This is a genomic window from Methylovulum miyakonense HT12, assembly GCF_000384075.1.
GTDB lineage: Bacteria > Pseudomonadota > Gammaproteobacteria > Methylococcales > Methylomonadaceae > Methylovulum > Methylovulum miyakonense.
The window spans coordinates 3,733,380-3,757,094 of sequence record NZ_KB913025.1; the positions used below are offsets into that span (position 1 = coordinate 3,733,380).

The 23,715-nt window shown below is 56.1% G+C and carries 20 protein-coding genes; 9 read left to right on the top strand and 11 right to left on the bottom strand.

Going from position 1 to position 23,715, the window contains the following annotated elements; translation table 11 throughout:
* On the top strand, nt 1-1,860 hold the full coding sequence (locus tag METMI_RS0118320; protein ID WP_019867759.1) for a sensor domain-containing diguanylate cyclase: 1,860 nt from the start codon (nt 1-3) through the stop codon (nt 1,858-1,860).
* A gap of 66 nt (nt 1,861-1,926) precedes the next feature.
* On the opposite strand, the gene METMI_RS0118325 is transcribed toward METMI_RS0118320, so the two are convergent.
* From METMI_RS0118325 to METMI_RS0118350, 5 genes are all read right to left on the bottom strand, one after another.
* Nucleotides 1,927-2,250 carry a hypothetical protein gene (locus METMI_RS0118325; protein ID WP_156829893.1) on the bottom strand — a complete coding sequence of 108 codons (324 nt, stop codon included), beginning with the start codon at nt 2,248-2,250 and terminating at the stop codon, nt 1,927-1,929.
* Between the two features lie 119 nt (nt 2,251-2,369).
* The gene (locus METMI_RS0118330; protein WP_019867761.1) at nt 2,370-3,833 is read right to left on the bottom strand and encodes an efflux transporter outer membrane subunit; all 1,464 of its coding nucleotides are present in this window, start codon (nt 3,831-3,833) and stop codon (nt 2,370-2,372) included.
* A 13-nt stretch (nt 3,834-3,846) separates the two neighbouring features.
* Entirely contained in the window at nt 3,847-6,963 is a 3,117-nt protein-coding gene (locus METMI_RS0118335; protein ID WP_019867762.1) for an efflux RND transporter permease subunit, read from the bottom strand.
* Nucleotides 6,960-8,195 (bottom strand): efflux RND transporter periplasmic adaptor subunit, encoded by a 1,236-nt coding sequence (locus METMI_RS0118340; protein WP_232215252.1) that lies wholly within the window; start codon nt 8,193-8,195, stop codon nt 6,960-6,962. Before METMI_RS0118340 ends, METMI_RS0118335 begins: the two co-directional genes overlap by 4 nt.
* A 160-nt stretch (nt 8,196-8,355) precedes the next feature.
* On the bottom strand, nt 8,356-9,171 hold the full coding sequence (locus METMI_RS0118350; RefSeq protein WP_019867765.1) for an oxidoreductase: 816 nt from the start codon (nt 9,169-9,171) through the stop codon (nt 8,356-8,358).
* 103 nt (nt 9,172-9,274) lie between these two features.
* Here METMI_RS0118350 and METMI_RS0118355 point away from each other — a divergent pair, with 103 nt between their 5' ends.
* The 6 genes from METMI_RS0118355 (at nt 9,275) to METMI_RS0118385 (ending at nt 14,309) form a co-directional block, all read left to right on the top strand.
* Nucleotides 9,275-9,718 carry a winged helix-turn-helix transcriptional regulator gene (locus METMI_RS0118355; RefSeq protein WP_019867766.1) on the top strand — a complete coding sequence of 148 codons (444 nt, stop codon included), beginning with the start codon at nt 9,275-9,277 and terminating at the stop codon, nt 9,716-9,718.
* Between the two features lie 238 nt (nt 9,719-9,956).
* The gene (locus METMI_RS24565) at nt 9,957-10,610 is read left to right on the top strand and encodes a winged helix-turn-helix transcriptional regulator (RefSeq protein WP_019867767.1); all 654 of its coding nucleotides are present in this window, start codon (nt 9,957-9,959) and stop codon (nt 10,608-10,610) included.
* 121 nt (nt 10,611-10,731) lie between these two features.
* Entirely contained in the window at nt 10,732-11,163 is a 432-nt protein-coding gene (locus METMI_RS0118370) for a VOC family protein (RefSeq protein ID WP_019867768.1), read from the top strand.
* 104 nt (nt 11,164-11,267) lie between these two features.
* The gene (locus METMI_RS0118375) at nt 11,268-11,804 is read left to right on the top strand and encodes a DUF1697 domain-containing protein (RefSeq protein WP_019867769.1); all 537 of its coding nucleotides are present in this window, start codon (nt 11,268-11,270) and stop codon (nt 11,802-11,804) included.
* Nucleotides 11,805-11,862: 58 nt separating this feature from the next.
* Nucleotides 11,863-12,990, top strand: coding sequence for an alpha/beta fold hydrolase (locus METMI_RS0118380; RefSeq protein WP_019867770.1), 1,128 nt, complete (start codon nt 11,863-11,865; stop codon nt 12,988-12,990).
* Nucleotides 12,990-14,309, top strand: coding sequence for an RNA polymerase sigma factor (locus METMI_RS0118385; RefSeq protein WP_019867771.1), 1,320 nt, complete (start codon nt 12,990-12,992; stop codon nt 14,307-14,309). The genes METMI_RS0118380 and METMI_RS0118385 overlap by 1 nt, the downstream gene beginning before the upstream one ends.
* Before the next feature lie 337 nt (nt 14,310-14,646).
* Here METMI_RS0118385 and METMI_RS0118390 read toward each other — a convergent pair whose 3' ends face one another.
* From METMI_RS0118390 to METMI_RS0118405, 4 genes are read right to left on the bottom strand one after another with little or no spacing between them, the layout of a single operon-like run.
* Nucleotides 14,647-15,852, bottom strand: a complete 1,206-nt coding sequence (locus METMI_RS0118390) for an ABC transporter permease (protein WP_019867772.1) — start codon at nt 15,850-15,852, stop codon at nt 14,647-14,649.
* The gene (locus METMI_RS0118395; protein ID WP_019867773.1) at nt 15,846-16,553 is read right to left on the bottom strand and encodes an ABC transporter ATP-binding protein; all 708 of its coding nucleotides are present in this window, start codon (nt 16,551-16,553) and stop codon (nt 15,846-15,848) included. Before METMI_RS0118395 ends, METMI_RS0118390 begins: the two co-directional genes overlap by 7 nt.
* 7 nt (nt 16,554-16,560) lie before the next feature.
* Nucleotides 16,561-17,835, bottom strand: coding sequence for an efflux RND transporter periplasmic adaptor subunit (locus tag METMI_RS0118400; protein WP_019867774.1), 1,275 nt, complete (start codon nt 17,833-17,835; stop codon nt 16,561-16,563).
* A 5-nt stretch (nt 17,836-17,840) separates the two neighbouring features.
* The gene (locus METMI_RS0118405; RefSeq protein WP_232215253.1) at nt 17,841-19,247 is read right to left on the bottom strand and encodes an efflux transporter outer membrane subunit; all 1,407 of its coding nucleotides are present in this window, start codon (nt 19,245-19,247) and stop codon (nt 17,841-17,843) included.
* Between the two features lie 283 nt (nt 19,248-19,530).
* Between METMI_RS0118405 and METMI_RS0118415 the strand changes: the two genes are divergently transcribed.
* Nucleotides 19,531-20,211, top strand: coding sequence for a response regulator transcription factor (locus METMI_RS0118415; protein WP_029151793.1), 681 nt, complete (start codon nt 19,531-19,533; stop codon nt 20,209-20,211).
* 6 nt (nt 20,212-20,217) lie between these two features.
* Complete coding sequence (locus tag METMI_RS0118420; protein WP_019867777.1) at nt 20,218-21,549, top strand: sensor histidine kinase; 1,332 nt, start codon at nt 20,218-20,220, stop codon at nt 21,547-21,549.
* Nucleotides 21,550-21,871: 322 nt separating this feature from the next.
* On the opposite strand, the gene METMI_RS0118425 is transcribed toward METMI_RS0118420, so the two are convergent.
* Together METMI_RS0118425 and METMI_RS0118430 are read right to left on the bottom strand one after the other, a co-directional pair.
* Nucleotides 21,872-22,786, bottom strand: a complete 915-nt coding sequence (locus METMI_RS0118425) for an EamA family transporter (RefSeq protein ID WP_019867778.1) — start codon at nt 22,784-22,786, stop codon at nt 21,872-21,874.
* Nucleotides 22,783-23,433: a glutathione S-transferase family protein gene (locus METMI_RS0118430; RefSeq protein ID WP_019867779.1), complete on the bottom strand. Its 651-nt coding sequence runs from the start codon at nt 23,431-23,433 to the stop codon at nt 22,783-22,785. Before METMI_RS0118430 ends, METMI_RS0118425 begins: the two co-directional genes overlap by 4 nt.
* Between the last annotated feature and the right edge of the window lie 282 nt (nt 23,434-23,715).

Sequence of the window (23,715 nt, forward strand, 5' to 3'; positions counted from 1 at the left end):
GTGTTTTTAAGCCCGCCAAAACAATTGCCGCTTATCTTGTTTGTTATGTTGTGGGGGCTGCAACTATGCCTGGCAAATGTGCTGGCCGCAGACAAACCGCTAGACGCCAGCCAAGTGCTGCACTCGCCCGTTTCATTAACGGAATATGTTGCCGTGCTGGAAGACCCTAGCACAACGCTCACCTTAGCTGAGGTGCAAAAGCCCCCTGCCGCAAACCGTTTTAACGCAGGCCAGCCCGCTGCCGAGGCCTTGAGTTATGGTTTGACGGCTTCAGCCTATTGGCTGCGTTTGACCTTGCGCAATAGCGGCAAGCTAGCCATTGAACGGATGCTGGAAATTAGCGAAGCGGGGCTTTCGGATGTCCGGTTTTATCAACCGGACGCCCATGGCGTTTATCAGGCCACCGTGACCGGCATGGCCATGCCCTTCGCTACCCGGCCCTACAAAAACCATAACTTCGTTTTTCCTGTATCCCTGCCGCCCCAATCAGACCAAACTATCTACATTAGGATCCAATCCAAAGCGCCAACCATCATCCCGGCAAGATTATGGGCGCCGCAGGCATTCCACGCCCATGAGCGGGATGATTATCTTGTCCAAGCCTGGTATTTTGGCATGGTGAGCGCAATGCTCTTGTTTAACCTGCTGCTGTTCATTTCGCTGCGCGATGTCATCTACTTATTGTATGTCGGTAGTTGTTTGTGTGTGGCGCTGTCCATTGCCGCCTTAAATGGCCTGTTCAAAGAATTCATAGTCCCTGACTCCTCTTTCTGGCTGGACAATTCTGTCATCACGATGGGGAACCTGTCCTTTTCGGCGTTCTTCATTTTTATGAGGCAGATGCTCAACACCCGGCTAGTGGCCCCAATGCCCGACCGGCTGATTAAGCTAGCCATTGGCTTTTATTTGATTTTTTTATGGGTTGGGCATGAAGTGCCGTTACAAGCTATTTATAAGCTTACCTTGCCAATCAATGTATTCTCCATCGCTTTGATTATTTGGACGTGCTTGTTCTGTGTCTATAAGCGGCAACGTAGCGCCTACTTTTTCTTAGTGGCCTTTTTTGTTTTTATATTGGGTCTGTTGGCGACGATATTGAGGGGCATGGGGGTCTTGCCCACCACCACCATCACCATCTACAGCGTGCAAGTCGGTTCAGTGTTGGAAATGCTGCTGTTGGCGTTTGCCTTGGCGGACCGTTTTAATAGGATGCGCAAAGACAAGGAAATGGCCCAACTGGCCTTGCTCGAAAACATGAAGGAATCGGAACTCGATTTGCAACTACGCGTGATGGAACGTACGCTTGAGCTGCAAAGGGCCAATAAAAAACTCGAAGCCTTAAGCACAACCGATGGTTTGACCGGCATTGCCAACCGCCGCCATTTCGATGACGTGCTGGCAAGCGAGTGGCTTCGCGCCGAACGCTCGGGGCTGCCTGTCGCTTTAGCCCTGTGTGATGTGGACTGGTTTAAAAAATATAACGACCGCTACGGCCATCAGATGGGCGACGAGTGCCTAAAAAAAGTGGCCAAGGTCTTGGCGGACACCGTCTGCCGTGAAGGCGATCTGGTGGCGCGTTATGGCGGGGAGGAATTTGCGTTCATTGCGCCCGCCACGGATACGGTGGCGGCGTTCAAGATGGCGCAGGACATTTGCAAAAGGTTTCAAGAATTGGCCTTACCTCACGAATTGTCCGATTTCGGTTTCGTCACCATCAGTATTGGCGTGACGGCAATCATCCCCAAACCCGGCCTAGAACCCGATAGCCTGATAAAAACCGCAGATGAGGCATTGTACCGGGCCAAAAAACAGGGGCGCAACCAAGTCTATCCAGGGGGAATTGGCGGCACTTGGCCATGATGGCCGAGGGTGCCGCCCCAATTGCCACCCCCCCTAGCAGGCCTACGGCTAGTCCAGAAGGTACGGTCAAAAACTGAATTTAACCTCGACAAACACCGCCGAATTGTCGTGCATCCGTCCGTAGAACGCCGTGTCCTCGCCGCCAAACAGGTTCGCGCCCAATGTGCTTTTCCACGCGTCGTTAATGGCATAGGCCAATTTCGGTTTGATCACGAAATCGCTTCTGGTCAAAGAAACGATACCGGCAATTTCGCCTTCCGGGGTTTCATTCAGCCATTTGTCGCCGATACGGAAGGTCAGCCCGTGCTGGAAGCGTTTGAACTGGTTATTGACGACGGTTTCCTGGATCGCCACCGCCCACAACCAGATAAAAAAAAGGATTTTTGACAAACGGGTTGTGGCTGCGATTGGCATTGTGCGTAGATCGTTAGAGATTTTAGGAATGCCGATAGGATGATGGCCTTCATCGTTTTTCCAAGTGCTTGCCGTGCGATCTTGTCAGCCGTTGATTACCGTATCGAGACTTTATCGATACCACTATCCGATGAAGCAATTGTCCATCCGCCACCAAAAGCCCGGTAAAGCGACACCATGGCCACGCTAACCGCGGTTTCGGCTTTTGCACGTTCGTCGCTGACGGCCAGTTTGCTGCGCTGAGCATCCAGAACGGCGAGATAATTGCCCGCACCGTGCTGATACAAGGCATCGACCAGCCGGTAAGCTTTTTCCGCCGAGGCTTCCGCTTCAGTCAATCGGCCGAAGCTATCAGAAGCGGAACGATGCGCGACGAAGGCGTTTTCCACGTCCTCCAATGCCAGCAAAAAGGTCTTCTCGTAATTGGCCGCGACCTGATCCAGCCGCGCATCGGCGGCGGCGATATGGGAGCGGATGCGCCCGGCGTTGAATATCGGCGCCGAAAGGCCCGAGCCCAGCGCATAAACGCTCTCGGCCAGACTCGGAAAACCGCCGACCGCCAGCGCGCCGACACCGCCACTTGCCGACAGCACCAGCTTTGGATAGAGATCAGCCCGCGCCGAACCCAGGCTGGCCGCAGCAGCACTGACTTCGGTTCGAGCCAGACGCAAATCGGGACGTTGCGCCAATAAATCGGCCGGCAATAGCTTGGGCATAGTCGGCGCTTGCTTCGGCAACGGGCCGGCGACGGCCAACCGCTGTTCGAGGTTTTCCGGCGGCTCGCCCAGCAAAACCCCCAAACGATGGGTGAGTTTTTTCTCGGCATTGACCAATACCGGTAGCGTCGCTTCGGTGCCGTGCAACAGCGTTTGCTGGCGGGCCATATCCGCCTCGTTAGCCAGTCCGGCTTTAAGAAATACCTGCAAAGTCCTCAATCGTTCGCGCTGCAAGTCGATATTGCTTTGCAGAATGCCGATACGTTGCTGCACGCCGCGCAGCTCCATATAGTTTGTCGCCACTTGGGCCAGCAGACCGACTTGCGCCGCATGCAAACCTTCCTGACTGCCTTCGGCTTGCGCGACGGCGGCTTCCGCTTCCAAATGCCGGCCGCCGAACAAGTCGATTTCCCAGCGTGCCGCTAATCCGCCGCTGACGGCATCGGCGGTGGGCGTAATCAATTTGATGCCTTGCCCGCTCGGTACACCGACTATCCGGTCTATGCGTTTTTCCCGGCCGCCGGAGAGTGAGAAATCGAGGCTGGGATACAACGCCGCTTCGGCGACGGTCACCATTGCGTTGGCTTCGCGAACGCGAGCAGTGGCGATTTTGAGATCGTAGTTGGCGGCCAAGGCTTTGTCTATCAATTCATTCAGCAAGGGATCGTTGAATCCTTGCCACCAAGTCTTCAGGTCTGCCGTTCCTGCGCTTTGGGCGTTGGGCGCATGTTGCCATTGCGCCGGGCTATCGATCGGCACCTGATTACTGACGCGGGTCGGCGTACAGGCGCTTAGCCAAACCAAGGACAGAAGGGCTAGCGGTGTTAAATATCGGCTATTCATATTAGACTCCAAATTAGACTCTAGGGGCAGTGAGTGCGGCATCAGCCAGCGGCAAACCGACTGGGGCTGATTCGGCATCCGGCTGCCCTCGCTCCACCCTAAACCAAGCCGCATACAGCGCCGGCAGGAAGAACACCGTCAACGCGGTTGCCACCGTCAGCCCGCCCATGATGGCGATAGCCTGCGGGCCGAAGAAATCGTTGCGCGACAACGGTATCATCGCCAGGATGGCCGCCGCCGCAGTCAGCATGATCGGCCTAAAGCGCCGTACCGTCGATTCGACGATAGCCGACCAGGTATCGAGTCCTGACTTTTCATCCTGATCGATTTGATCCACCAGAATCACCGAGTTGCGCATGATCATGCCGGCCAGCGCCAGGATGCCGAGCAACGCCACGAAACCGAACGGCGCTCCGAACAGCAGCAAGGCGAAGGCGGCGCCGATCACCCCCAGAGGCGCGGTGCTGAACACCATGAAAGTCCTGGACAGATTCTGCAACTGCATCATCAACAAGATCAGCGTGACGATCAGCACCAGCGGAATCCAGATCAGAATCGACTTCTGCGCGGTCACCGCGTCTTCCTTGGAGCCGCCGGTTTCGATGAAATAACCGACCGGCAGGCTATCCTGTATGGATATAAGTTTCGGGATAATTTCCGCCGCCACGTCCGGTGCCATCATGCCGTCGGCCACATCGGCGCGTACCGAGATAGCCGGGAAGCGGTTACGGCGCCAACGCACGCCGTCCTCGAACACGGTCTCGAACTTGACGAACTGCGACAGCGATACTGACTTACCATTAGCGGTGCGAATAGCGACATCCGGCAATTCGTCGGCGGCGGTGCGCAATTCGGGGCTGGCCCGCCAGACGATGTCGATCAATTTATCCTGCTCGCGCAATTGCCCGACCGGGATGCCTGCGTAATGCGCCTGCAAGGCTTGCGACAAGCTGGCCGTCGAAACGCCGAGGGTCCGGGCCTTGTCCTGATCAAGAACTAAGCGGAACGAAGGCATGCGGCCATGCCAGTCGTCGTTGACATCCACGGTGCCGGGATGGTTACGCACGACTTCGGCCACCCGCTCGGCAACGCCGCGCACGATATTGGGGTTTTCGCCGAGCACTCTGAACAGCAAAGGGTAATCCATCGGCGGCCCGACATTGAGGCGCTTCACTCGGCCGCGGACATTCGGGAAATCCGTGGACAAAGCCTGCCGGACGCGCTGCATCACCCGTTCGCGCGCCGCATTATCCTTGGTCATCACCACCAATTCGGCCAGATTGGTATTCGCCAGTTGCTGCACGATCAACATGAAAAATCTCGGCGTGCCGCTGCCGATATAGCTGGCGACATGTTCGACGTCTTCGTCCTTTGCTAACAGTGCTTCCATGCGTTTGGCGGCGGCTTCGGTTTGTTCGAAGGCACTGCCCTCCGGCAGCCACAGGTCGACGATGACTTCCGGCCGGTTGGATAGCGGGAAAAACTGTTCGGGGACATGGGCTAACGCCACGACACCTAGGCCGAACAACGCCAGCGTGGCGATAATGACTTTCTTGCGATGCACCACGCAGGCATCCACCCAACAGCGCAGACGGTTGTAGAACGGCGTATCGAACAGGTCGTGGGCCGCTTGCTCGCCGTTGGCATGCACTTTGAGTATCAAAAATCCCAAATAGGGGGTGAACACCACCGCGCCTATCCACGACAGTATCAGCGAAATGCCGACCACCTGGAAAATCGCCACGGTATATTCACCGGCGGAGGATTGCGCCAGACCCACCGGCAGGAAACCGGCGATGGTGATCAAGGTGCCGGTCAGCATCGGAAAGGCGGTGGCGCTATAGGCATAAGTCGCGGCGCGCATCCGGTCCCAACCTTCTTCCAGCTTGCGCGCCATCATCTCGACAGCAATCATCGCATCGTCCACCAACAGGCCCAACGCCAGAATCAAAGCGCCCAATGAAATCCGTTGCAGGTCGATGCCGCACAGCAGCATGACCAGCAAGGTGGCGGCCAGCACCAGAGGGACGGTCAGCGCCACCACGGAACCGGTGCGCCAGCCCAGACTCAAAAAGCTCACCACCAACACGGTCGCCAGGGCTTCGAAGAAAGTACGGCCGAATTCCGCCATCTGATTTCTAACCACATGCGCTTGATTGGCGACCGGCTCTACGTCCATGCCTAACGGTAACTCGGTTTCGATGCTGGCCAACACGTCTTCCAAGGCTTTCCCCAGGTCGATGACATTGCCTTTCTTGTTCATCGTCACGCCGAGACCGAGGGCCTGTTTGCCGTTGAAACGCATCTTGAAATCCGCAGGATCGACATAGCCGCGCGTCACCTTGGCAAAGTCGCCGACCTTGAAGGTTCGATTTTCGATGCGCACCGCCATATTGGCGACGCTGTCTTCCGAGTCGAACGCGCCGGTCAGGCGTATCGGCAGATTGCGCTGCGCGGAAAACACCGTGCCGGCTGGCGCCATGCCGTTCTGCGCCTGCAAGGCCTGGGCAACCGCCGCCGTATCCAGACCCAGTTCAGCCAGTTTCTTATCGGAAAATTCGACGAAAATCTTTTCGTCCTGCACGCCGATCAGATCGACTTTCTCGACATCCTTGACCCGCAATAGCTGTTGGCGAACCGAATCGGCCGCCTGTTTCAGGTCGGCATAACTAAAGCCCTCGCCGGAGAAAGCGTAGATCAGGCTATAGGTATCGCCAAATTCGTCGTTGAAAAACGGCCCGATGCTGCCCGGCGGCAGCGTCATGCGGATGTCGTCGACCTTCTTGCGCACTTGATACCAAAGCTCGGGAATCTCCTTGGGCGGCGTATCCTCGCGGGGCGTGACGAAAATCACCGATTCGCCGGGTTTGGAATAACTGCGCAAATAATCCAGGTTAGGCAACTCCTGGATTTTCTTTTCCAACCGGTCCGTCAACTGCTGTTCCACTTCCTGCGCCGTCGCGCCGGGATAGAGGGTTTTGACGACCATGATCCGGAACGTGAACGGCGGGTCTTCCTGCTGGCCTAGCCGGTAATAAGCGAATAGGCCGCCGAGCACGACCAGTGCGATCATAAAACCGGTGAAGGAGCGATGTTTAAGCACCCATTCGCTGAGATTAAATGCTTTCATTGCTGCCCCTCTCCACCGCGATTGTTAGGCAATCCCGGTTCTTCCGGCAAGCGGACAGCCTGCCCCTCGAACAAACGCTGGACGCCGGCGCTGACCAGCAATTGGCCTGCGGAGACTCCCTCGACGGCAATGCGTTCGCCAGCCAGCGTTTCGCCCAGCCGGACCGGCACGGATTTGACGGTGGCTGCCTGCTCGTCAACCAGCCAGACTAAGGGATGATCAGGCTGGTTTTGCGGGGTATAGACGGCGGAAAGCGGGATGCCTATGCGGGAAGCGGTGCTCGCCGCGATATGAACGGTCGCCGTCATGCCTAATTGCGCGGCGTCCATGCCTTCGAGCAAGGTGGCCTTGACGCGATAGGTACGGCTGGCCGGATCGGCGACCGAGGCAATTTCGCGGATGCGAGCCTTGAAACGCCGGTTATCGTCAGCCCATAAAGCCACACTAACGGCTTGTCGGCGCTTGATTTCTGGCAGGCGATGCTCGGGCACGTCGAAATGGATTTCCTTTTCGTCGAGCCGGGCCAGAGTTACCACAGCCTGTCCGGCCGCCAGCACCTGTCCGGCCTCGACATCTAGCGCGGTGACCACACCGTCACGGTCGGCATGCAACTCGGTATAGGTCAGCTGGTTAAGCGCTTGGCCCAATTGTGCTTCCAGAGCCGCCGTCCGCTCCCGCGCCGTGGTATAAGCGGTTTCGTGCCGCTCGAACTCCGGCGGACTGATGACTTGCTGAGCCAGCAGTTCGCGGTATCTCACCAGATCGTCCCGCAAGAAATTGCTGTCGGACTGGGCGGAAGCCAGCTGAGCCTTAAGGCCCTGCACGGCGAAGCGGTAATCATTGCCATCCAATATCGCCAGCAGCTGACCTTTACGTACTGGGTCGCCAATGTCTACTTTCCGCTCCAGCAGTTTACCGGCCACCCGAAAGGATAAGGGCGTCTCGATTCTTGCCCTGATTTCCCCGGCAAAGCTCATAACACCGACCGTAGCGGTTTCCTCGATTCGAAAAACCTTTACCGGTCTGGATACTGCTTGTGTTTGTTTATCTTGATCGCTGCATCCGGCGCTTATCATCAGCGGCAGTAACAATCCGGCTAAAAGCCGGCCCCTAAGTTTGATGGTGGATCGAGAGTGAAGCCAGTCCCGACTTGACGGCATCATCGGAGTTTTGGGTTTCGGCATGTTGCTTCCTCCTTCGGTAAAAGGTTCGGTAATATTCGAAATAATCATTCGATGCTGTTTTCGATCAGTATCTTGGCGGCCAACGTGGCATCAACGGCCGCGCCGGAATGGCGCTGCAATTGTTTGGAAACGATGGCGCCTTGGAACAAGGCATAGAGTTGCCCGGCCAGCCGTTCCGGAAACCTCGCTATCGTTATCTTTCAATTATTCAGACCATCGGCAGCTGGTTAAACTTGCGCAAGCTCTTGTCTACCACGGCTTCCGGAAGGAAACGGCGCAGGAAACGTACTTGGCTTGCTTGTTTTCCAGCCGTATAGCGCCGTCTTGGTGCTACCGTAGTCGCCGCTTTTACCACCGTATGCGCGACCACTTCAGGAGCGTCGCCTGCATTCACCCCATTCCGCATGAGCGCTGTCATGTCGGCACGCACCGAGTCATAGACAGCAAGCGGCTGATCGGGATTTGTCATGCGTTCCTCGAACGAGGTTCGGGTAAACCCCGGCTCTACCAGCACAACCCGGATTCCTAAGGTACGCAGTTCATGGTCAAGCGATTCGGAATAGCCTTCAACCGCATGCTTGGTCGCGGCATAGAGTGCGTTGTAAGGCGATGGGATCAAGCCAAGGACTGAGCTGACATTGACGATTCTGCCTTTCCCTTGGTTGCGCATGGTCGGCAACACGGCATTGGTCACACGAGTAATGCCAAAGACGTTGACGTCAAACAAGGCCTGGGCCTGCGCGGTGGACGATTCTTCCGCCCCGCCAAGCAAACCAATACCGGCATTATTGACCAGCAGGTCGATACGTCCAGCCTGTTTCAATACCTCGGCGACCGTGTTCTTTACCGATGCTTCGTCGGTCACGTCGCAGGTCAGCATCGTGATGCCGTCGGCGCTTGCAAGCACCTTGCGGCTGGTTCCGAATACGCGGTACCCCGCTCGTTGAAGGGCCTTGGCCGTTACCAGCCCAATGCCCGAGGATGCGCCAGTGATCAGGGCTACAGCACTGTCTTTATTGTTCATATCAAATCTCCTTATTGGGGTGGATTGTCTATCGGTTAAGTGTTACTATCATTTCGATAGTAATGTTACTACCATTTTGAAACTAAGTCACTACTAAAACAGTATGAACGATAAAAATATTTACGCCGACCCTTGTCCGATCGCTCGCTGCCTTGCATTCCTCGGCGACACCTGGAGCCTGTTGATTCTGCGGGACGCCCATATTGGCCTAACCCGCTTCGACCAGTTTCGAAAAAGTCTTGGCATCGCGCCGACGATGCTGACCCGGCGATTGGCAACGCTGACGGAGGAAGGGCTATTGGAAAAACGGCTGTATTCGGAGCGTCCTCCGCGCGAGGAATATGTGTTGACTGCCGCCGGCCGCGATTTTCTGCCGGTGCTGGTTATGATTGGCGCCTGGGGGCATCAGTATCGCGGCGGCGGCCCGTTGGTACGTATCCAGGATGTTGAAACGGGAGAGGACATTAAACCGGTAGCCATCGACGCAGTCACAGGGGCAAAGATCGGGACTCGCCCGCTACGCTTTGTCCTACCGAATGGTGTCTGATGATGCGTTCGTCATGGGGTCGATGATGATTTTCAGATGCCGCGCCTAGTTTACGGGGCAAGCGCGGTGATTGCCAAGATGACCGCTATCACGGCAATGCGGTTACGTAACAGCCAATGTAGATACGATTTCATGATGCCTCCTATTGATTAAGTTTTATATAGTTTTAACTTAAAAAATATATATCGTCAACTATATTATTTTGACTTTTATTTGCCGGTGGCGGAAAATTTCAGCCATGAACAAAACACCCCGCAGTTACAACCAGTTCTGTGCCCTGGCCAAAGCACTGGATATCGTCGGCGAACGCTGGACATTACTGATCGTCCGCGAATTGTTGTCCGGCGCCAAGCGTTTCAAGGACTTGCAGAATGCCCTGCCCGGCATCGGCCCTAACCTGTTGTCGGCGCGCTTAAAAGATATGGAAAGCCAAGCGCTCGTGGCACGGGCAAAACTGCCGCCACCGGCGGCATCGGCCGTCTATGGGCTCACCGAGCGTGGCCGGGGGTTGGGCAAGGTGGTCGGCGAACTGGTGAAATGGGGCTTCTCGTTGCTAGGCACACCGAAACCGGGCGAGTTCTTCCAGCCGCGTTGGGCGATGCAGGCGCTGCTGGTCACTTTCGACCCTAAAGCGGCGCAGGGGATTTCGGAGACCTATGAATTCCGTATCGACGACGAAATATTCCATATCACCGTCGGCGACGGCAAGGCCATAGGGGAACTTGGCCCGGCGTCCCATCCGGACTTGGTCTTGGTGGCGACCAGCATCGAATTCCTGACGCTGGGCTTTGGCGAAAACCAGAACGGTTACGCGGCTGAAAAAGGCTTGATCAAACAAGGAACCCCGGAGATGCTGGCCCGCTTCGGGCGGATTTTCAGGCATTTGCGGTGACCCGTTTCAGTTATTCGTAAATAGCCGCCAGTCCATATTTTCACTAATCCAGACCGGGCGATACCGGTCCGAGCCAATAAACCTTCGTAAACCACCTAACTGATTGATCCAGGAGATGGCCATGACCACTTCGTCCCAAACCGCCAGCACCATCATCCCCGTGTTACGTTACCGCAACGCCCCGGCCGCCATAGCCTGGCTGTGCCGTGTGTTTGGCTTCGAGCAGCACCAGGCCTTTGAAAATCCCGACGGCACGATTGCCCATGCCGAATTAAAGCTCGGCGGCGGCATGCTGATGCTGGCATCCACGGGGAAGCCGACAGAATTTTCCAAGCACATCAAGCAACCGGACGAGATCGGCGGCTTTGAAACGCAAAGTTCCTATCTGGTGGTGGCCGATGCCGATGTGGTGTACGTCCGTGCCGTCGCCGCCGGAGCTAAAATCGAGCTCGACATCAAAGACGAAGATTATGGCGGGCGCGGTTTTACGTGCCGCGATTTGGAGGGCCGCTTGTGGAGCGTCGGCAGCTACGACCCGTGGGTGGGCGCATAACGGGGAACAGGCGTGTATCCTGTCAACCGATTCATCCTGGCCGCGCCGGATTGCCTGCTCCAGACGGCCATCGTCCCGAAAGGGATAATTCGGAAGGTGAAAAAATGAAGACTTACATTGCTCTGTTTAGGGGTATCAACGTTGGTGGGAATAATAGCCTGCCGATGAAGGGGCTGGTAGCTATCCTGGAAAATATCGGCCTAATCAATGTCAAGGCTTATATCCAAAGCGGTAATGTGGTTTTTCAAGGCAAGGCAGAAAATACGCTACAGCTTGCAAATAAAATCAGCGCTGAAATCAACACAAGCCGTGGTTTCAGCCCGCAAGTGTTGTTGCTGGAGCCACAGGAACTGGAACAGGCGCTTAAGTCAAACCCCTTCCCTGAAGCGGAAGCCGAACCCAATACCTTGCACCTGTTTTTTTTGAGCGCCGCACCGGAAACCCCTGGCCTGGAAACGCTTGCAAACATCAAGCAGGAAACCGAACGCTTCCGCCTGATCGGCAAGGTTTTTTATCTGCATGCCCCAAAGGGGATAGGCCGGTCCAAGCTCGCCGCCCAGGCGGAAAAGCTGCTGGGTGTTTCGGCGACCAGCCGCAATTGGCGGACTGTGTGCACACTCATGGCGATGGCAACGGCATGACGCCAGAAATATTTCTAGCCACAACCAACTGTATCCAGAAATTATGAAGGGGCATGGCATGGACAATTTCCATAAAACACTGAAACAAATATCCGCCCGCTGCGTTTCCCTTAACCGCGCCGCCGCTTTGGCGTTGCTGCTGTTGGCCACTGGCTGCGGCATCCATACCGCCCCGTTCACGGATGCGGAAGGCCGCATGATTCCCGGCAGCATCGCAACTATGGAAACTCTGGCCATCGGCGGCGTGCCGCAAAGCGTCTGGTTCCGTGGCGTGTCGCAGGCCAACCCTATCCTGATCCTGCTGCATGGCGGCCCCGGCATCAGCGAATCGGCGCTGTTCCGGCATTTCAATCCGGCTCTGGAACAGCACTTCCTGGTCGTGTATTGGGAGCAACGCGGCGCCGGGCGTTCTTACCACGCCGATATTCCGCCGGAATCCATGACTATCAGCCGCTTCGTCAGCGATTTGGACGAGTTGGTGGCGCAGGTCACCCATCGTTTTGGCCAAGATAAGGTGGTGTTGCTCGGCCATTCTTGGGGGAGCGCGCTGGGGGTCATTTATACCGCCCGGCATCCACAAAAGGTCGCGGCCTACGTCGGGGTGGCGCAAATTGCCGACATGCCGCACGGCGACCAGCTGTCCTACGGGTTCGCGCTTGCCGAAGCCAAGCGGCGCGGCAATACCAAAGCCGTCTCGGAACTGGAAGAAATCGGCCCGCCGCCGTACTCGCCAATCGACGAGCGGCTGGCGGTCGGCAACTGGGTCGAGCGTTTCGGCGGCGTGTTCCATGCTAGCTTGTCGACCGGTAAACTGATTTGGGCCGCGCTAGGCACCGATGAGGCGAACCTCATTGACCTCGTCAAGTTCGGGCAAGGCAACCGTTTTTCCTTGGAATTGCTGGATCCTGAGATTTCCCGGCTCGACCTGACCCAGCAGTACCGGTCTTTCGACGTGCCGATATTTTTCCTGCTCGGCCGCTACGACCGCCATATCCCCGCCGAACTGGCCGCACATTATTTCGACACGCTAACGGCGCCCTGCAAACAATTGGTGTGGTTCGAGCAGTCCGCGCATAACCCGCCGTTCGAGGAGCCGGACAAATTCAACCATGTCCTGACCGGACAAGTCTTGCCGCTGGTCCAGGGACGTGCCAGTTGCCCGAAGCCCATGCTTAAGGGGCCGTGATGATTCAGGAAACGCATGACACCCTCCTCGCCTTAGACAGCCATCACGCCGCCCCGGCAAATGCAGCCTCATCGCCCATCAACGCAGACGCCGTGCGCGAGGCGTTGGACGCCCTTTACCGTTTGGAATCGCGGCATATTTTCGCCACGCTGGTGCGCTTGCTGGGTGATTTCGATGTCGCCGAAGAAGCCTTGCACGATGCTTTCCGCGCGGCACTGGAGCAATGGCCTAGTGCCGGCCTGCCCGCCAACCCACGCGCCTGGCTGGTTTCGGCCGGGCGTTTTAAAGCCATCGACGGCATGCGCCGCCGTGCCCGCTTCGATGTGCTGGAAGATGCCGACGCGCTGGCCGACCCCGTCAGTGAGCTTACCGAACCTTGGGACGATGAGGGTGTCGAGGACGACCGCCTGCGCTTGATTTTCACCTGCTGCCATCCGGCACTGTCGCCGGACGCGCAAGTGGCCTTGACCTTACGCGAGGTTTGCGGCCTGGCGACCGAAGAGATCGCCAGCGCCTTCCTGACGCCCGCGCCGACGCTGGCCCAACGTATCGTCCGCGCCAAGGCCAAAATCCGCGATGCCAGCATCCCTTATCAAGTGCCCACCCACGCCGACTTGCCGGACCGGCTGGAATCGGTGTTGCGGGTAGTTTACCTGGTGTTCAACGAAGGTTACTCGGCATCATCCGGTGCGTCGTTGACCCGGCGTGACCTGTCGGAAGAGGCGATCCGTTTGGGGCGGCTGCTGGTCGAGTTGCTGCCCGAACCCGAAGCGCAAGGCTTGCTGGCGTTGATGCTGCTGCACGAATCGCGCCGCGCCGCGCGGTGCTCGCCAACGGGCGAGCTGGTCTTGCTCGACGCCCAAGACCGCTCGCTCTGGAACCGCGAGCAGATTGCGGAAGGGTCGGCGTTGGTGGAACAATCGTTAAAATCACGCCGGCCCGGCCCCTACGCCTTGCAGGCGGCCATCGCCGCCGTGCATGCCAGCGCCAGCGCTGCCACCGCCACGGATTGGGCGCAAATCGCCGCCCTTTACGGGCTGTTGCTGCAAATCGAGCCATCGCCAGTCATCGAGCTGAACCGCGCCGTGGCGGTGGCGATGCGCGACGGCCCGGCCGCCGGGCTAGCCCTCGTCGATGCGATACTCGGGCGCGGCGACCTTGCCGGTTACCACTTGGCGCATTCGGTGCGGGCGGACTTGTGCCGGCGGCTAGGAAAATCGGAGGAAGCCATCATGGCTTATCAACAAGCCCTTAGCCTAGTGCGGCAAGAACCCGAACGGCGTTTTCTTGAGCAAAGGCTGCGTGAACTGACGGCCTAAGGGCACTGCCCACAATTAAGAAATAAAATTTATAAATCAATAGGCTATGCAGCCTGAAAAGCTACATCAGAGACTTAAACCGTTCGTGCTGAGCGTGTCGAAGCATGAATGGTTTAAGTCTCTGGGCACGGATTTTTCCGTGGATGGGCGGATTTACGTTGGGAGCATGTAGCCTTTCCCCGTTCGTCCTGAGCTTGTCGAAGGATGAATGGAGAAAGGCTACGCGCTCAAATTATTTACACGACATATTAATACTGACTGAGTACTAGTCACATCAAAGACTAGTCAGCCAATAAGTCCTTATAACGTAAGCTCCTTTTATCCTGTAGAAATTCAGTCACTCATGCCGTAAAGCTTCTATCGGGTCTAACCGGGCCGCTTTTCGCGCCGGGAAATAGCCAAAGACCACACCTACCGCCGCCGAAAATAAAAATGCGGTAAGAACAATACCGCCTTGAAAAACAAACGGCACTTGCATAAGGCCGGATAATCCCCATGCCGTGCCCAGCGCCAGAAGGATGCCGATCAGGCCACCGAAGGATGACAACACCACGGCTTCCACCAAAAACTGCAACAGCACTTCATTCTCCAAAGCGCCAATGGCTAACCGTATACCGATCTCCCGCGTCCGTTCCGTCACCGAAACCAACATGATGTTCATAATGCCGATGCCGCCGACCAGCAGGCTGACGGCGCCGACTGCGCTGAGCATGCCAGTCATGGTTTGGGTGGTGCTCGACAGCATCGCGGCGATCTCTTTCATGTCCATGACATTAAAATTATTTTCCTCGGTACTAGCAAGGTGCCTGCGGGTACGCAGGATGCCTTCAATCTCGTGTTTGACTTTTTCAGTATCCTGGCCGTCCTGCACCGAGACTTTGATCAGGTTGACATCCTGATTACCGGCTATACGGCGTTGGTATGTGCGTAACGGCACAACGACCAGGTCGTCCTGGTCTGTCCCCATGGTGGATTGGCCTTTGGCTTTTAAGACCCCGATGACTTCGCAGGACAATTTTTGCAGGCGAATCCGGTTGTTTAAGGGGTTTTGCTGGCCGAACAGCTTGGCCGCCACGGTTTGTCCGATAACGCAAACCGCCGTGCCGAGCCGCGCTTCGCTGGCGGTAAACAGGCGGCCTTCGGCAACAGGCTGGTTGCTGACCGAAAAAAAAGCATCGGTCGTGCCGGAAACGTTCGTCGACCAGTTTTCGTTCGCGTAGATAGCGGTGGTTGAACCCGATGCCACGGGCGCAACGGCGGCCAGTCCATAAACGTCGTTGGCTAACGCCTCTGCATCGGCCAGCTTGAAAGCTTCTGCGCCGGATACCTGTCCCGGCCCCATCCGTTTGCCCACGCTAACCATTAATAGATTGCTGCCCAGGCTGGCGACTTGTTGGCTCACTTGCCGGGTCGCGCCGCTGCCTAAGGTGACCACGACAATAACCGCCGCCACGCCAATAATGATGCCCAGCATGGTCAATACCGAACGCATGGCATTGCGCCGTAATGCCCTGAAAGCCAGTAAGAATGCGTTTCCTAACATAGGTAGCCTTTCAATTTTTGGTCGCTTTCGATCAAGCCATCTTTGAAGGAGATAATGCGCTTTGCATAATCAGCCATATCCGGTTCATGCGTGACCATGACGACGGTAATGCCCTGATCCCGGTTAATGGCCGTTAATAGCTCCATAATCTCGACACTGCGTTTCGAATCGAGGTTTCCGGTGGGCTCGTCTGCCAGCAGCAAGGCAGGTTCCGTTACAATCGCACGGGCAATGGCAACGCGTTGCTGCTGGCCGCCAGAAAGCTCGCCCGGCGTATGGCTTTCACGGGACGCCAACCCGACGGCATCCAAAGCCGCTTTGGCTAAGCGGTGCCGTGTAGCCGTATCCATTCCCCGGTAGATCAGCGGCAGTTCGACATTCTCCAAGGCTGTCGTGCGGTTGAGCAAGTTAAAGCCTTGAAAGACAAAGCCGATATAATGCCGGCGCAACAGGGCGCGCTGGTTTCGGGTCAGGCCGCCGACGTTCACGCCCTGGAAGCGGTACTCGCCGCTGCTGGGCGTATCCAGGCAACCCAGGATATTCATGCAAGTGCTTTTCCCTGAACCGCTCGGCCCCATGACGGCCACAAATTCTCCCGGATTGATACTTAAATTGATCCCGGCTAACGCGTGCATTTGGGCATCGCCCGTGCCGTAGGTCTTCGTCACGCCCTGTAACGCCAGTAATGGATGGTCGGCCATTGTGATCCTATTGGTTAGATGTTTCTAAAATCCCGGTCACTAAGTCGGTACCGGCATCGACTGCACTGCCCGCAATCTCGGTAAAGGCGCCATCCGTTGCGCCTTTAGTGATGGGGACAGGTTTTAAACTCCCTTGGCTGATTGTCCACACTTGCTGCTGGTTACCGCTTGTGTTTGCACCAGCCGCCAGTTTGGAAGCGGAAGCAGGCGGGCGCGGCAGCATGGCGCTAAGCAATCCGCCTGTGGATTTTTTTTCGGTAGCGGCGGTTTGCGGCGGAGAAAACCGCAGCACGGCATTACTGACCAACAGCACGTTGGATTTTTTATTGACGATGATCGTTGCCGTCGCGGTCATGCCTGGACGCAACGAAAGTGACGTGTTATCGACAGTCAAGACGGTTTTATAGGTCACGACGCCGTCCACCGTTTCGGAACCGTAGCGGACTTTGGTGATAAGCGCCGGAAAGGTCTGGTCGGGATAGGCGTCCACCGTAAACGCGGCTTCCTGGCCTTCCCGGACCAAGCCGACATCCGCCTCATCGACATCGACTTGCAGTTCCATTTTGGTCAGGTCTTCCGCCAGTTTGAACAGAACCGGGGATTCGAACGACGAGGCGACCGTTTGTCCGGGTTCGATCGAGCGATCCAGCACAACGCCGTTGATGGGGGAATGCACAACGGCTTTGTTCAACTGAATCTGGTTGTCTTTATAGGTGTTCCCGGTTTGCAGCACCGAAGCTTTTGCGCTCGCCCGATCGGCTTTAGCCCTAGCCAAGTTTGCCCGCGCCGTATCCATCTCCGTCGAGGATGGCACTTTGCCGCCGCTTAATTGCCGGGTCTGCTCGTAACGGCCCAGTTTTAATTGCGCTTCCTGCAAGGTTGCTTCCGCCTGCAACACTTTCGCTTTCGTCACCTCCAACGCCGATTGGCTTTGCAGGGTTTGCGCTTCCAGCCTACGGGTATCCAGCTTGGCCAGCACTTGCCCCACTTTCACCTGGTCGTTGTAATCGGCAAACACTTTTTCGATAGTGCCCGACACTTCAATACCCACTTCAACTTCATTGACCGGCGAGAGTGTGCCGGTGGCGCTGACCGTCACTACCAAATCGCCGCGCCGTGCCTTTTCGGTTTGATAACGCACCTGTGCTGGCTGGTCTATCCGCAAAACGGCAAATAGGATCAAAAGCAAGATAACAGCCGCCAGCAACCACCACAGCCAGCGGGATTTACCGTCGGGATTTGCCATTTCAAGGACTTTTGTTATGTCTTTTTGTGTTTTCATGTCTGTCAATGAGGAGTCTGATGTGGCTGGGTGGCATTAACATCCCAGCCGCCGCCCAACGCTTTATAAAGCCGGATCAGGTTAGAAGCGCTTTCCGCTTCGCTTTCGACCAATTGGTTTTGGGCCGTCAGTAAGGATTGCTGCGCATCCAATACCCTTTGAAAATCGGCTGTGCCTGTTTGATATTGTTGCTGGGCCAGCGTCAATGCCTCTTTTCCGGCAGTTGCCGAGGCTTTGAGCGCGTCGCGGCGTTGCCATTCCTGGTCAAGCGCGGTCAGTGAATTCTCGACCTCTTTTAACGCCGTCAGGATAGTGTTTTGATAAAGCCCTAAAGCCTGCTCCTGAAGCGCCGTTTGTATTTTCACATTGCTGCGGATACGGCCGGAATCAAACAGGACCCATGCCGAGCTGGCCGCCATTTGAAAGGTTTTGGCGGCGGCCGTGTACAAATTGGCCGCCAACAGGGATTCCAAGCCTATCGACCCGGACAGCGTAAAACTGGGGTAAGCGCCGGCTTCGGCAACACCGATTTGGGCGGTTTGCGCCGCCAGTTTGCGCTCCGACCGGCGCACATCCGGCCTTTGCCGCAACACATCCGCCGGGATGCCGACGACAATGTGGTCAGCTGCGGCCGGAATGGGCGCGGACTGGGCCAATAAGGCGTTTAATTCCGTAGGCTGTTTTCCCAATAACACCGCCAGGCCATGTTTGGCTTGTTCGAGCGCGCTGGTTAATTTGGGTATATCGGCGCGGGCACTCTCGACCGATTGCCTGGCCTGGAGCACATCCACTTCGGAAACCAGCCCGGCTTGCGCCCGCCAGCGGGCTATATCATAGGTTTCCTGTTGCGCTTTCAGGCTGTTTTTGGCAATAACCCATTCGTTCTGGTAGCGTCTTACATCGATGTAATTCAAGGCAACTTCGGCGTACAAGCTGACCAGCACATCCTGCAAATCCTCTGCGCTTGCGTCCAGCGTGGCTTCGGCAGATTCGATGGAACGCCGCTGCTTGCCCCATAAATCCAGCTCCCAACTGGCATCCAGGCCATGGCTAAACTGATTATAGGAACTGCCGAATTGGCCGAATTGGCCAAAACGGGACGCCGTGCTGGGCTGGTTTTTGCTCGCCGAGGCGTTCATGGATAAGGTCGGCAGAATGTTGGCGACTGATAAATCCCGGTTGGCACGGGCTTCGCGCAATCTGGCTTCGGCTTGGAACACATCGCGGTTGCCCAAACGGGCTTGGGTAATCAGTGAGTTCAATAGGGGATCATGAAAGGATTGCCACCAGGCATGCAGGTTTTGCCGACTACCTAAGGGCTGATCTGCCAATGCCGAGGCCCATTTGGCCTGAAAAGCCGTCGGCGGACGCTGGTAATCCGGCCCGGCCACGCAGCCAGGCAACAATGGCATTAGCCAGGCAACAATAAGCAATCTTTTGATAGTCTTCAGATCAATCATTTGCTTAGCGCAAAAAACGCGCAATTTGTGACGGGCAAGTAGGGCTTATTTCAATTTCCGGCATATCAGTTTGCAAATCCAATTCAATCATTCGAAAACCGTCTTGATTTTCGCTGTGCTTAGTATCGCTGAAATAGTGTTAAATACCGTTAACAGAATGTAAATTTTGGTAAATGTTGGCTTATGTCCGGTAAAAGCCGTTACTATTACTGACATTAAAACCAGGGTTTACATAGTGACTAGAATATTGCTGATTGACGATGATGTTGAACTCACCGGAATGCTGGCGGAATATCTGACGCAGGAAGGTTTTGACATGGTTGCCATTCACGAGGGCGAAGCCGGCAGGCAAGAGGCCGTCTCAGGTAATTACGACTTGGTGGTGTTGGATGTCATGCTGCCCGGCATGAAAGGGATTGAGGTTTTAAACCGGATCCGCCTGGACAGCCAGATTCCGGTCTTGATGCTGACGGCCAAAGGCGATGATGTGGATCGTATTGTCGGCCTTGAATCGGGGGCGGATGATTATGTGCCAAAGCCGTGTACGCCCCGTGAGCTGGTGGCGCGCATTCGCGCAATCTTGCGCCGGTTAGATTCCTCCCAACATCCCGATGATAAACTCGTTGAGGGGCCTTTGACTTTATGGCCGAAGCAACGCAAAGCACAATGGCAAGGCCGGCTGCTGGATTTGACCAGCTCGGAGTTTAGTTTGCTTGAAGTCCTGGCTGTTAATGCCGGCGCCATTGTCGGCAAAAAAGAACTTTCAGAAAAAGGCTTAGGCAGACCTTTAGCGCGCTTTGACCGCAGTATCGACGTCCATGTGAGCAGTATCCGGCAAAAACTCGGCAACCTGCCGGACGGCCGCTCCTGTATTTTGACGGTACGCGGCAAAGGTTACTTATTCGTTAAAGTGTGACGACCCATGGGCAGGCTATTCTGGAAGTTTTTCATCGTCATTTGGCTGGCCTTGTTGACGATGGGCGGCGGCATGGGGGCGGCCTTCTGGTTGCAGCGCAATGCGGCGCTGAATGCCAATGGGGCTGAACCACAAATAGCCGTCAACTCTGCCGCCCCTTATCTAAACGCTGCCAGCCTGATTTTCAGTAAAGGCGGCGTAGACGGGTTACGCAGCTTCCTGGCTGAATCCCGCCATAATCCGGCACTGCCACCCCTCTTTGCAATCGATGATTTTGGTAAGGATTTGCTGGGGCGCGAAGTAGCGCCAAAAATCCTAGCCCAGGCTAAATCCTTAGCGGCTTCCCATGCTAATGGCGTCCGGCGCATAAAAACCGGGGATGGCCAGACCTATCTGCTATTTGCGTTGCATTCTGAAAATAATCCATCAACACACCCCGATCCGCCGCCACCCTGGTTGCCGATCACCTTAGGTTTTTTTGTCAGCCTTATTTTTAGTGGCGTATCGGCTTGGTATTTTGCCAAACCGATCCGGCAATTGCAGTTAGCATTTACAGCCGTTGCCGAAGGTGATCTTGATACCCGTGCCGGCCAAACTATGGGCCAACGCCACGATGAGCTGGCCGATTTAGGCCTTAGCTTTGATCACATGGTGAGCCAAATTCAACTATCGGTCAATGTGCAACAGCGGCTCCTTCATGATGTCTCGCACGAACTGCGCTCGCCTCTGGCCAGAATTCAGACGGCTATCGGTTTGGCCTACCAGCAGCCGGATAAAATCCCCCTAATGCTGGAACGGATTGAAAAGGAATCGCAACGGATGAATGATCTGATCGGCGAATTACTGGCCATTTCAAGGCTGGAAGCCGGGGTCATTGGCAAACTGGAAGTGGTCGATATCAATGAATTAATCACTGAAATTGTTGAAGATGCCCGGCTTGAAGCGGACAGCAAAAACGTCGAAATCGACTTAAACATAGCCGGGGAAATATTTCTTCAAGGCTACTATGACCTGCTCAGCAGAGCCGTTGAAAATGTGCTGCGCAATGCGGTCAAATATACCCGCAGCCATAGTAAAGTCAGCGTGGACGCCAAGCTTGGCGTCAGTGGCCACCAATTGCATATAGACATTACCGACCAGGGCCCCGGCGTAGCCGAAACAGAATTATCCTCTATTTTTGACCCCTTTTTTCGTGGCTCCCATAGCCAAAAATCCCAAAGCATCGGCTTGGGACTAACCATCGCGCTGAAAGCGCTAGAGACCCATCATGGCAAGATCAACGTGAGCAATCGAGTAGAGGGAGGCCTCAAGGTTGAAATTATTTTGCCAGTCACTTGATTATCCTTGTTTTCTGATAGTCTCTCTATACCAAGCGCACCAGCATTGTTCGCGAAAACCGCCCCGATGAACGCCTCTCTTTTTCCTCCTGAATTCGCGCGGTATAGGGCGGACAGGGCGTTCGTGGACAGATGCGCAAGGCTCAGGGCGGTTCCCTAAGAAGCTGTTTAAAAACTGCTGCGCTCGCCCATGACTGCGTTGAAAAAGCGCTCAAAATCCTCATGTACTCCATGTACACTCCGATTTTTCGCGCTTTTTCGCCTTGTCCTGAACGAGCTCGCGACGTTTTTAAACAGCTTCTAAGCCTAACGGTTGGGGCGCATCATTTGCCCGCGCCTTGCGTCGCCGCTGGCTTTCCCCGGTATGAGCTGTTCATGAATATGACCGATCCAATGATGATCGCCGATGCACTCAGGATGCGCGGCGTCAGCGGCTCTTGCGCGAACCAATTGCCTAAAAACACCGCCACCAGTGGATTGACGTAAGCATAAGTCGCCACTAGCGGGATCGACGCGTTCTGCAGCAGCCAGGCGTAGGACGCGAAACCGATCATTGAGCCGAACAGAATCAGATACGCCAAGGCCAGCCATGAGCTGGCCGATACCTGGGCAAAGCTGAACACGCCCCATTCTTCGCTAAGGGCGCTGACGGTCATCAAGGCAAATCCGCCGCACAGCATTTCCGCGCCCGTCGTCATCAGTGCCGTCTCCGGCAAATCCGCGTTCTTGCTGTAGATCGAACCGGCCGCCCAAAGCAAACTGGCGAGCAGAAGCGCCGCCACGCCGGGCCCGTTTAACGGCATGCCGTTGGAAATCGCTGACGGGCCGACCAGCAGGTAAATCCCCAAGAAACCGATGACCAAACCGGCAAGCACGCGCAGCGACGGCCGGGTGCCATTGGGTCTGAGCGCATCGGCAATCACCAGGAACATAGGCACGGTACCGATGATCAGCGCGGCAACGCCGGACGGGACGGTTTGTTCGGCCCAACAGACCAAGCCGTTGCCGCCGAGCAATAACAAGGTGCCGACAATGGCGGCCGAACGCCACTGGCGCAAAGTCGGCACGGCATCCCCGGCCAGGCACCGCCAACCCAGCAAAATGACGCCGGAAACGAGAAAACGCAGTCCCGCCGACAAAAACGGCGGCAGCGTCTCGACCACAAAACGGATCATCAGGTAGGTCGATCCCCAAACCACATAGACCGCCAGCAACGCGGCCCAAACCTTCGCCCTCAATCTTCGAACGCCTGAATGATTTCGGTTTCCGCTTGGCCCGATGCGATCCATTCCTTGATCGCCGGATGACCCAGCACCGTATCCACGTAGTCTTGAGCCGCCGGCCCCGCTTCTAGCCGATAGGTATGGAAACGCAAGGCAACCGGCGCGTACATGGCATCGAGAATGCTGAAACGGCCCAACAGCCAAGGGCCGTCGGCGGCGTGATTTTCCCGGCACTCGCGCCAAATTCGACCGATCCGCGCGATTTCGTTATGGACCACATCGGGCAATGCCTTGGCGACAAGTGGCCGCCGGCAATTCATCCCGCAATGGCTGCGCAGGTTGGCAAAGCCCGTGTGCATTTCCGCGGCCAGGGAACGGGCCTGGGCGCGGCCGGCCCGCGATACCGGCCATCCCTGAGTTTCCGGGAAGCGCTCGGCCAGATACTCCAGGATCGCCAGCGAATCCCAGACGGTAATGCCGTTGTCCATCAGCACCGGTACCTTTCCAGCGGGAGAAAACCCGGCGATGCGGGCTTGTGTATCGTCCCGGTAAAGGGGTATCCGCACTTCCTCGAACGCAATGCCGTGATGTTTCAAAAACAGCCAGGGGCGCAGGGACCAGGACGAGTAATTCTTGTTGCCGATGATTAAGGCCATAGTCATGAGAGATCCTATCGGTTGGAATATGGGTTAAAGGGTTATCGAAGCGCCGCTACGGAATAGGACGCGGACAGTACGCCCATCCCGGAAGTGTAAGCCCAAACCGCCGAAAATCCCGGCGAGTCTGTTACGAACGGAGTATTCCAGTCAAAATGCCACCTATTTTATAGCAAACCTGCCAGATATTCCGGCAAAAAACCGGCCGCTGGCAATGATTGGTTTTATTGAGGTAACCGTCAAGTATCGGCTCTTTGCAGACATCCGAGATCTTGAATTCAAGTGTAT

Excerpts from the sequence above, each read along its gene's own strand:
- METMI_RS0118330 (WP_019867761.1), bottom strand. The coding sequence starts at position 3,833 with ATGAATAGCCGATATTTAACACCGCTAGCCCTTCTGTCCTTGGTTTGG.
- METMI_RS0118380 (WP_019867770.1), top strand. The coding sequence starts at position 11,863 with ATGGACAATTTCCATAAAACACTGAAACAAATATCCGCCCGCTGCGTT.
- METMI_RS24565 (WP_019867767.1), top strand. The coding sequence starts at position 9,957 with ATGAACAAAACACCCCGCAGTTACAACCAGTTCTGTGCCCTGGCCAAA.
- METMI_RS0118400 (WP_019867774.1), bottom strand. The coding sequence starts at position 17,835 with ATGAAAACACAAAAAGACATAACAAAAGTCCTTGAAATGGCAAATCCC.
- METMI_RS0118420 (WP_019867777.1), top strand. The coding sequence starts at position 20,218 with ATGGGCAGGCTATTCTGGAAGTTTTTCATCGTCATTTGGCTGGCCTTG.
- METMI_RS0118350 (WP_019867765.1), bottom strand. The coding sequence starts at position 9,171 with ATGAACAATAAAGACAGTGCTGTAGCCCTGATCACTGGCGCATCCTCG.
- METMI_RS0118335 (WP_019867762.1), bottom strand. The coding sequence starts at position 6,963 with ATGAAAGCATTTAATCTCAGCGAATGGGTGCTTAAACATCGCTCCTTC.
- METMI_RS0118430 (WP_019867779.1), bottom strand. The coding sequence starts at position 23,433 with ATGACTATGGCCTTAATCATCGGCAACAAGAATTACTCGTCCTGGTCC.
- METMI_RS0118385 (WP_019867771.1), top strand. The coding sequence starts at position 12,990 with ATGATTCAGGAAACGCATGACACCCTCCTCGCCTTAGACAGCCATCAC.
- METMI_RS0118395 (WP_019867773.1), bottom strand. The coding sequence starts at position 16,553 with ATGGCCGACCATCCATTACTGGCGTTACAGGGCGTGACGAAGACCTAC.
- METMI_RS0118405 (WP_232215253.1), bottom strand. The coding sequence starts at position 19,247 with ATGCCATTGTTGCCTGGCTGCGTGGCCGGGCCGGATTACCAGCGTCCG.
- METMI_RS0118370 (WP_019867768.1), top strand. The coding sequence starts at position 10,732 with ATGACCACTTCGTCCCAAACCGCCAGCACCATCATCCCCGTGTTACGT.
- METMI_RS0118355 (WP_019867766.1), top strand. The coding sequence starts at position 9,275 with ATGAACGATAAAAATATTTACGCCGACCCTTGTCCGATCGCTCGCTGC.
- METMI_RS0118375 (WP_019867769.1), top strand. The coding sequence starts at position 11,268 with ATGAAGACTTACATTGCTCTGTTTAGGGGTATCAACGTTGGTGGGAAT.
- METMI_RS0118340 (WP_232215252.1), bottom strand. The coding sequence starts at position 8,195 with ATGATTATTTCGAATATTACCGAACCTTTTACCGAAGGAGGAAGCAAC.
- METMI_RS0118390 (WP_019867772.1), bottom strand. The coding sequence starts at position 15,852 with ATGTTAGGAAACGCATTCTTACTGGCTTTCAGGGCATTACGGCGCAAT.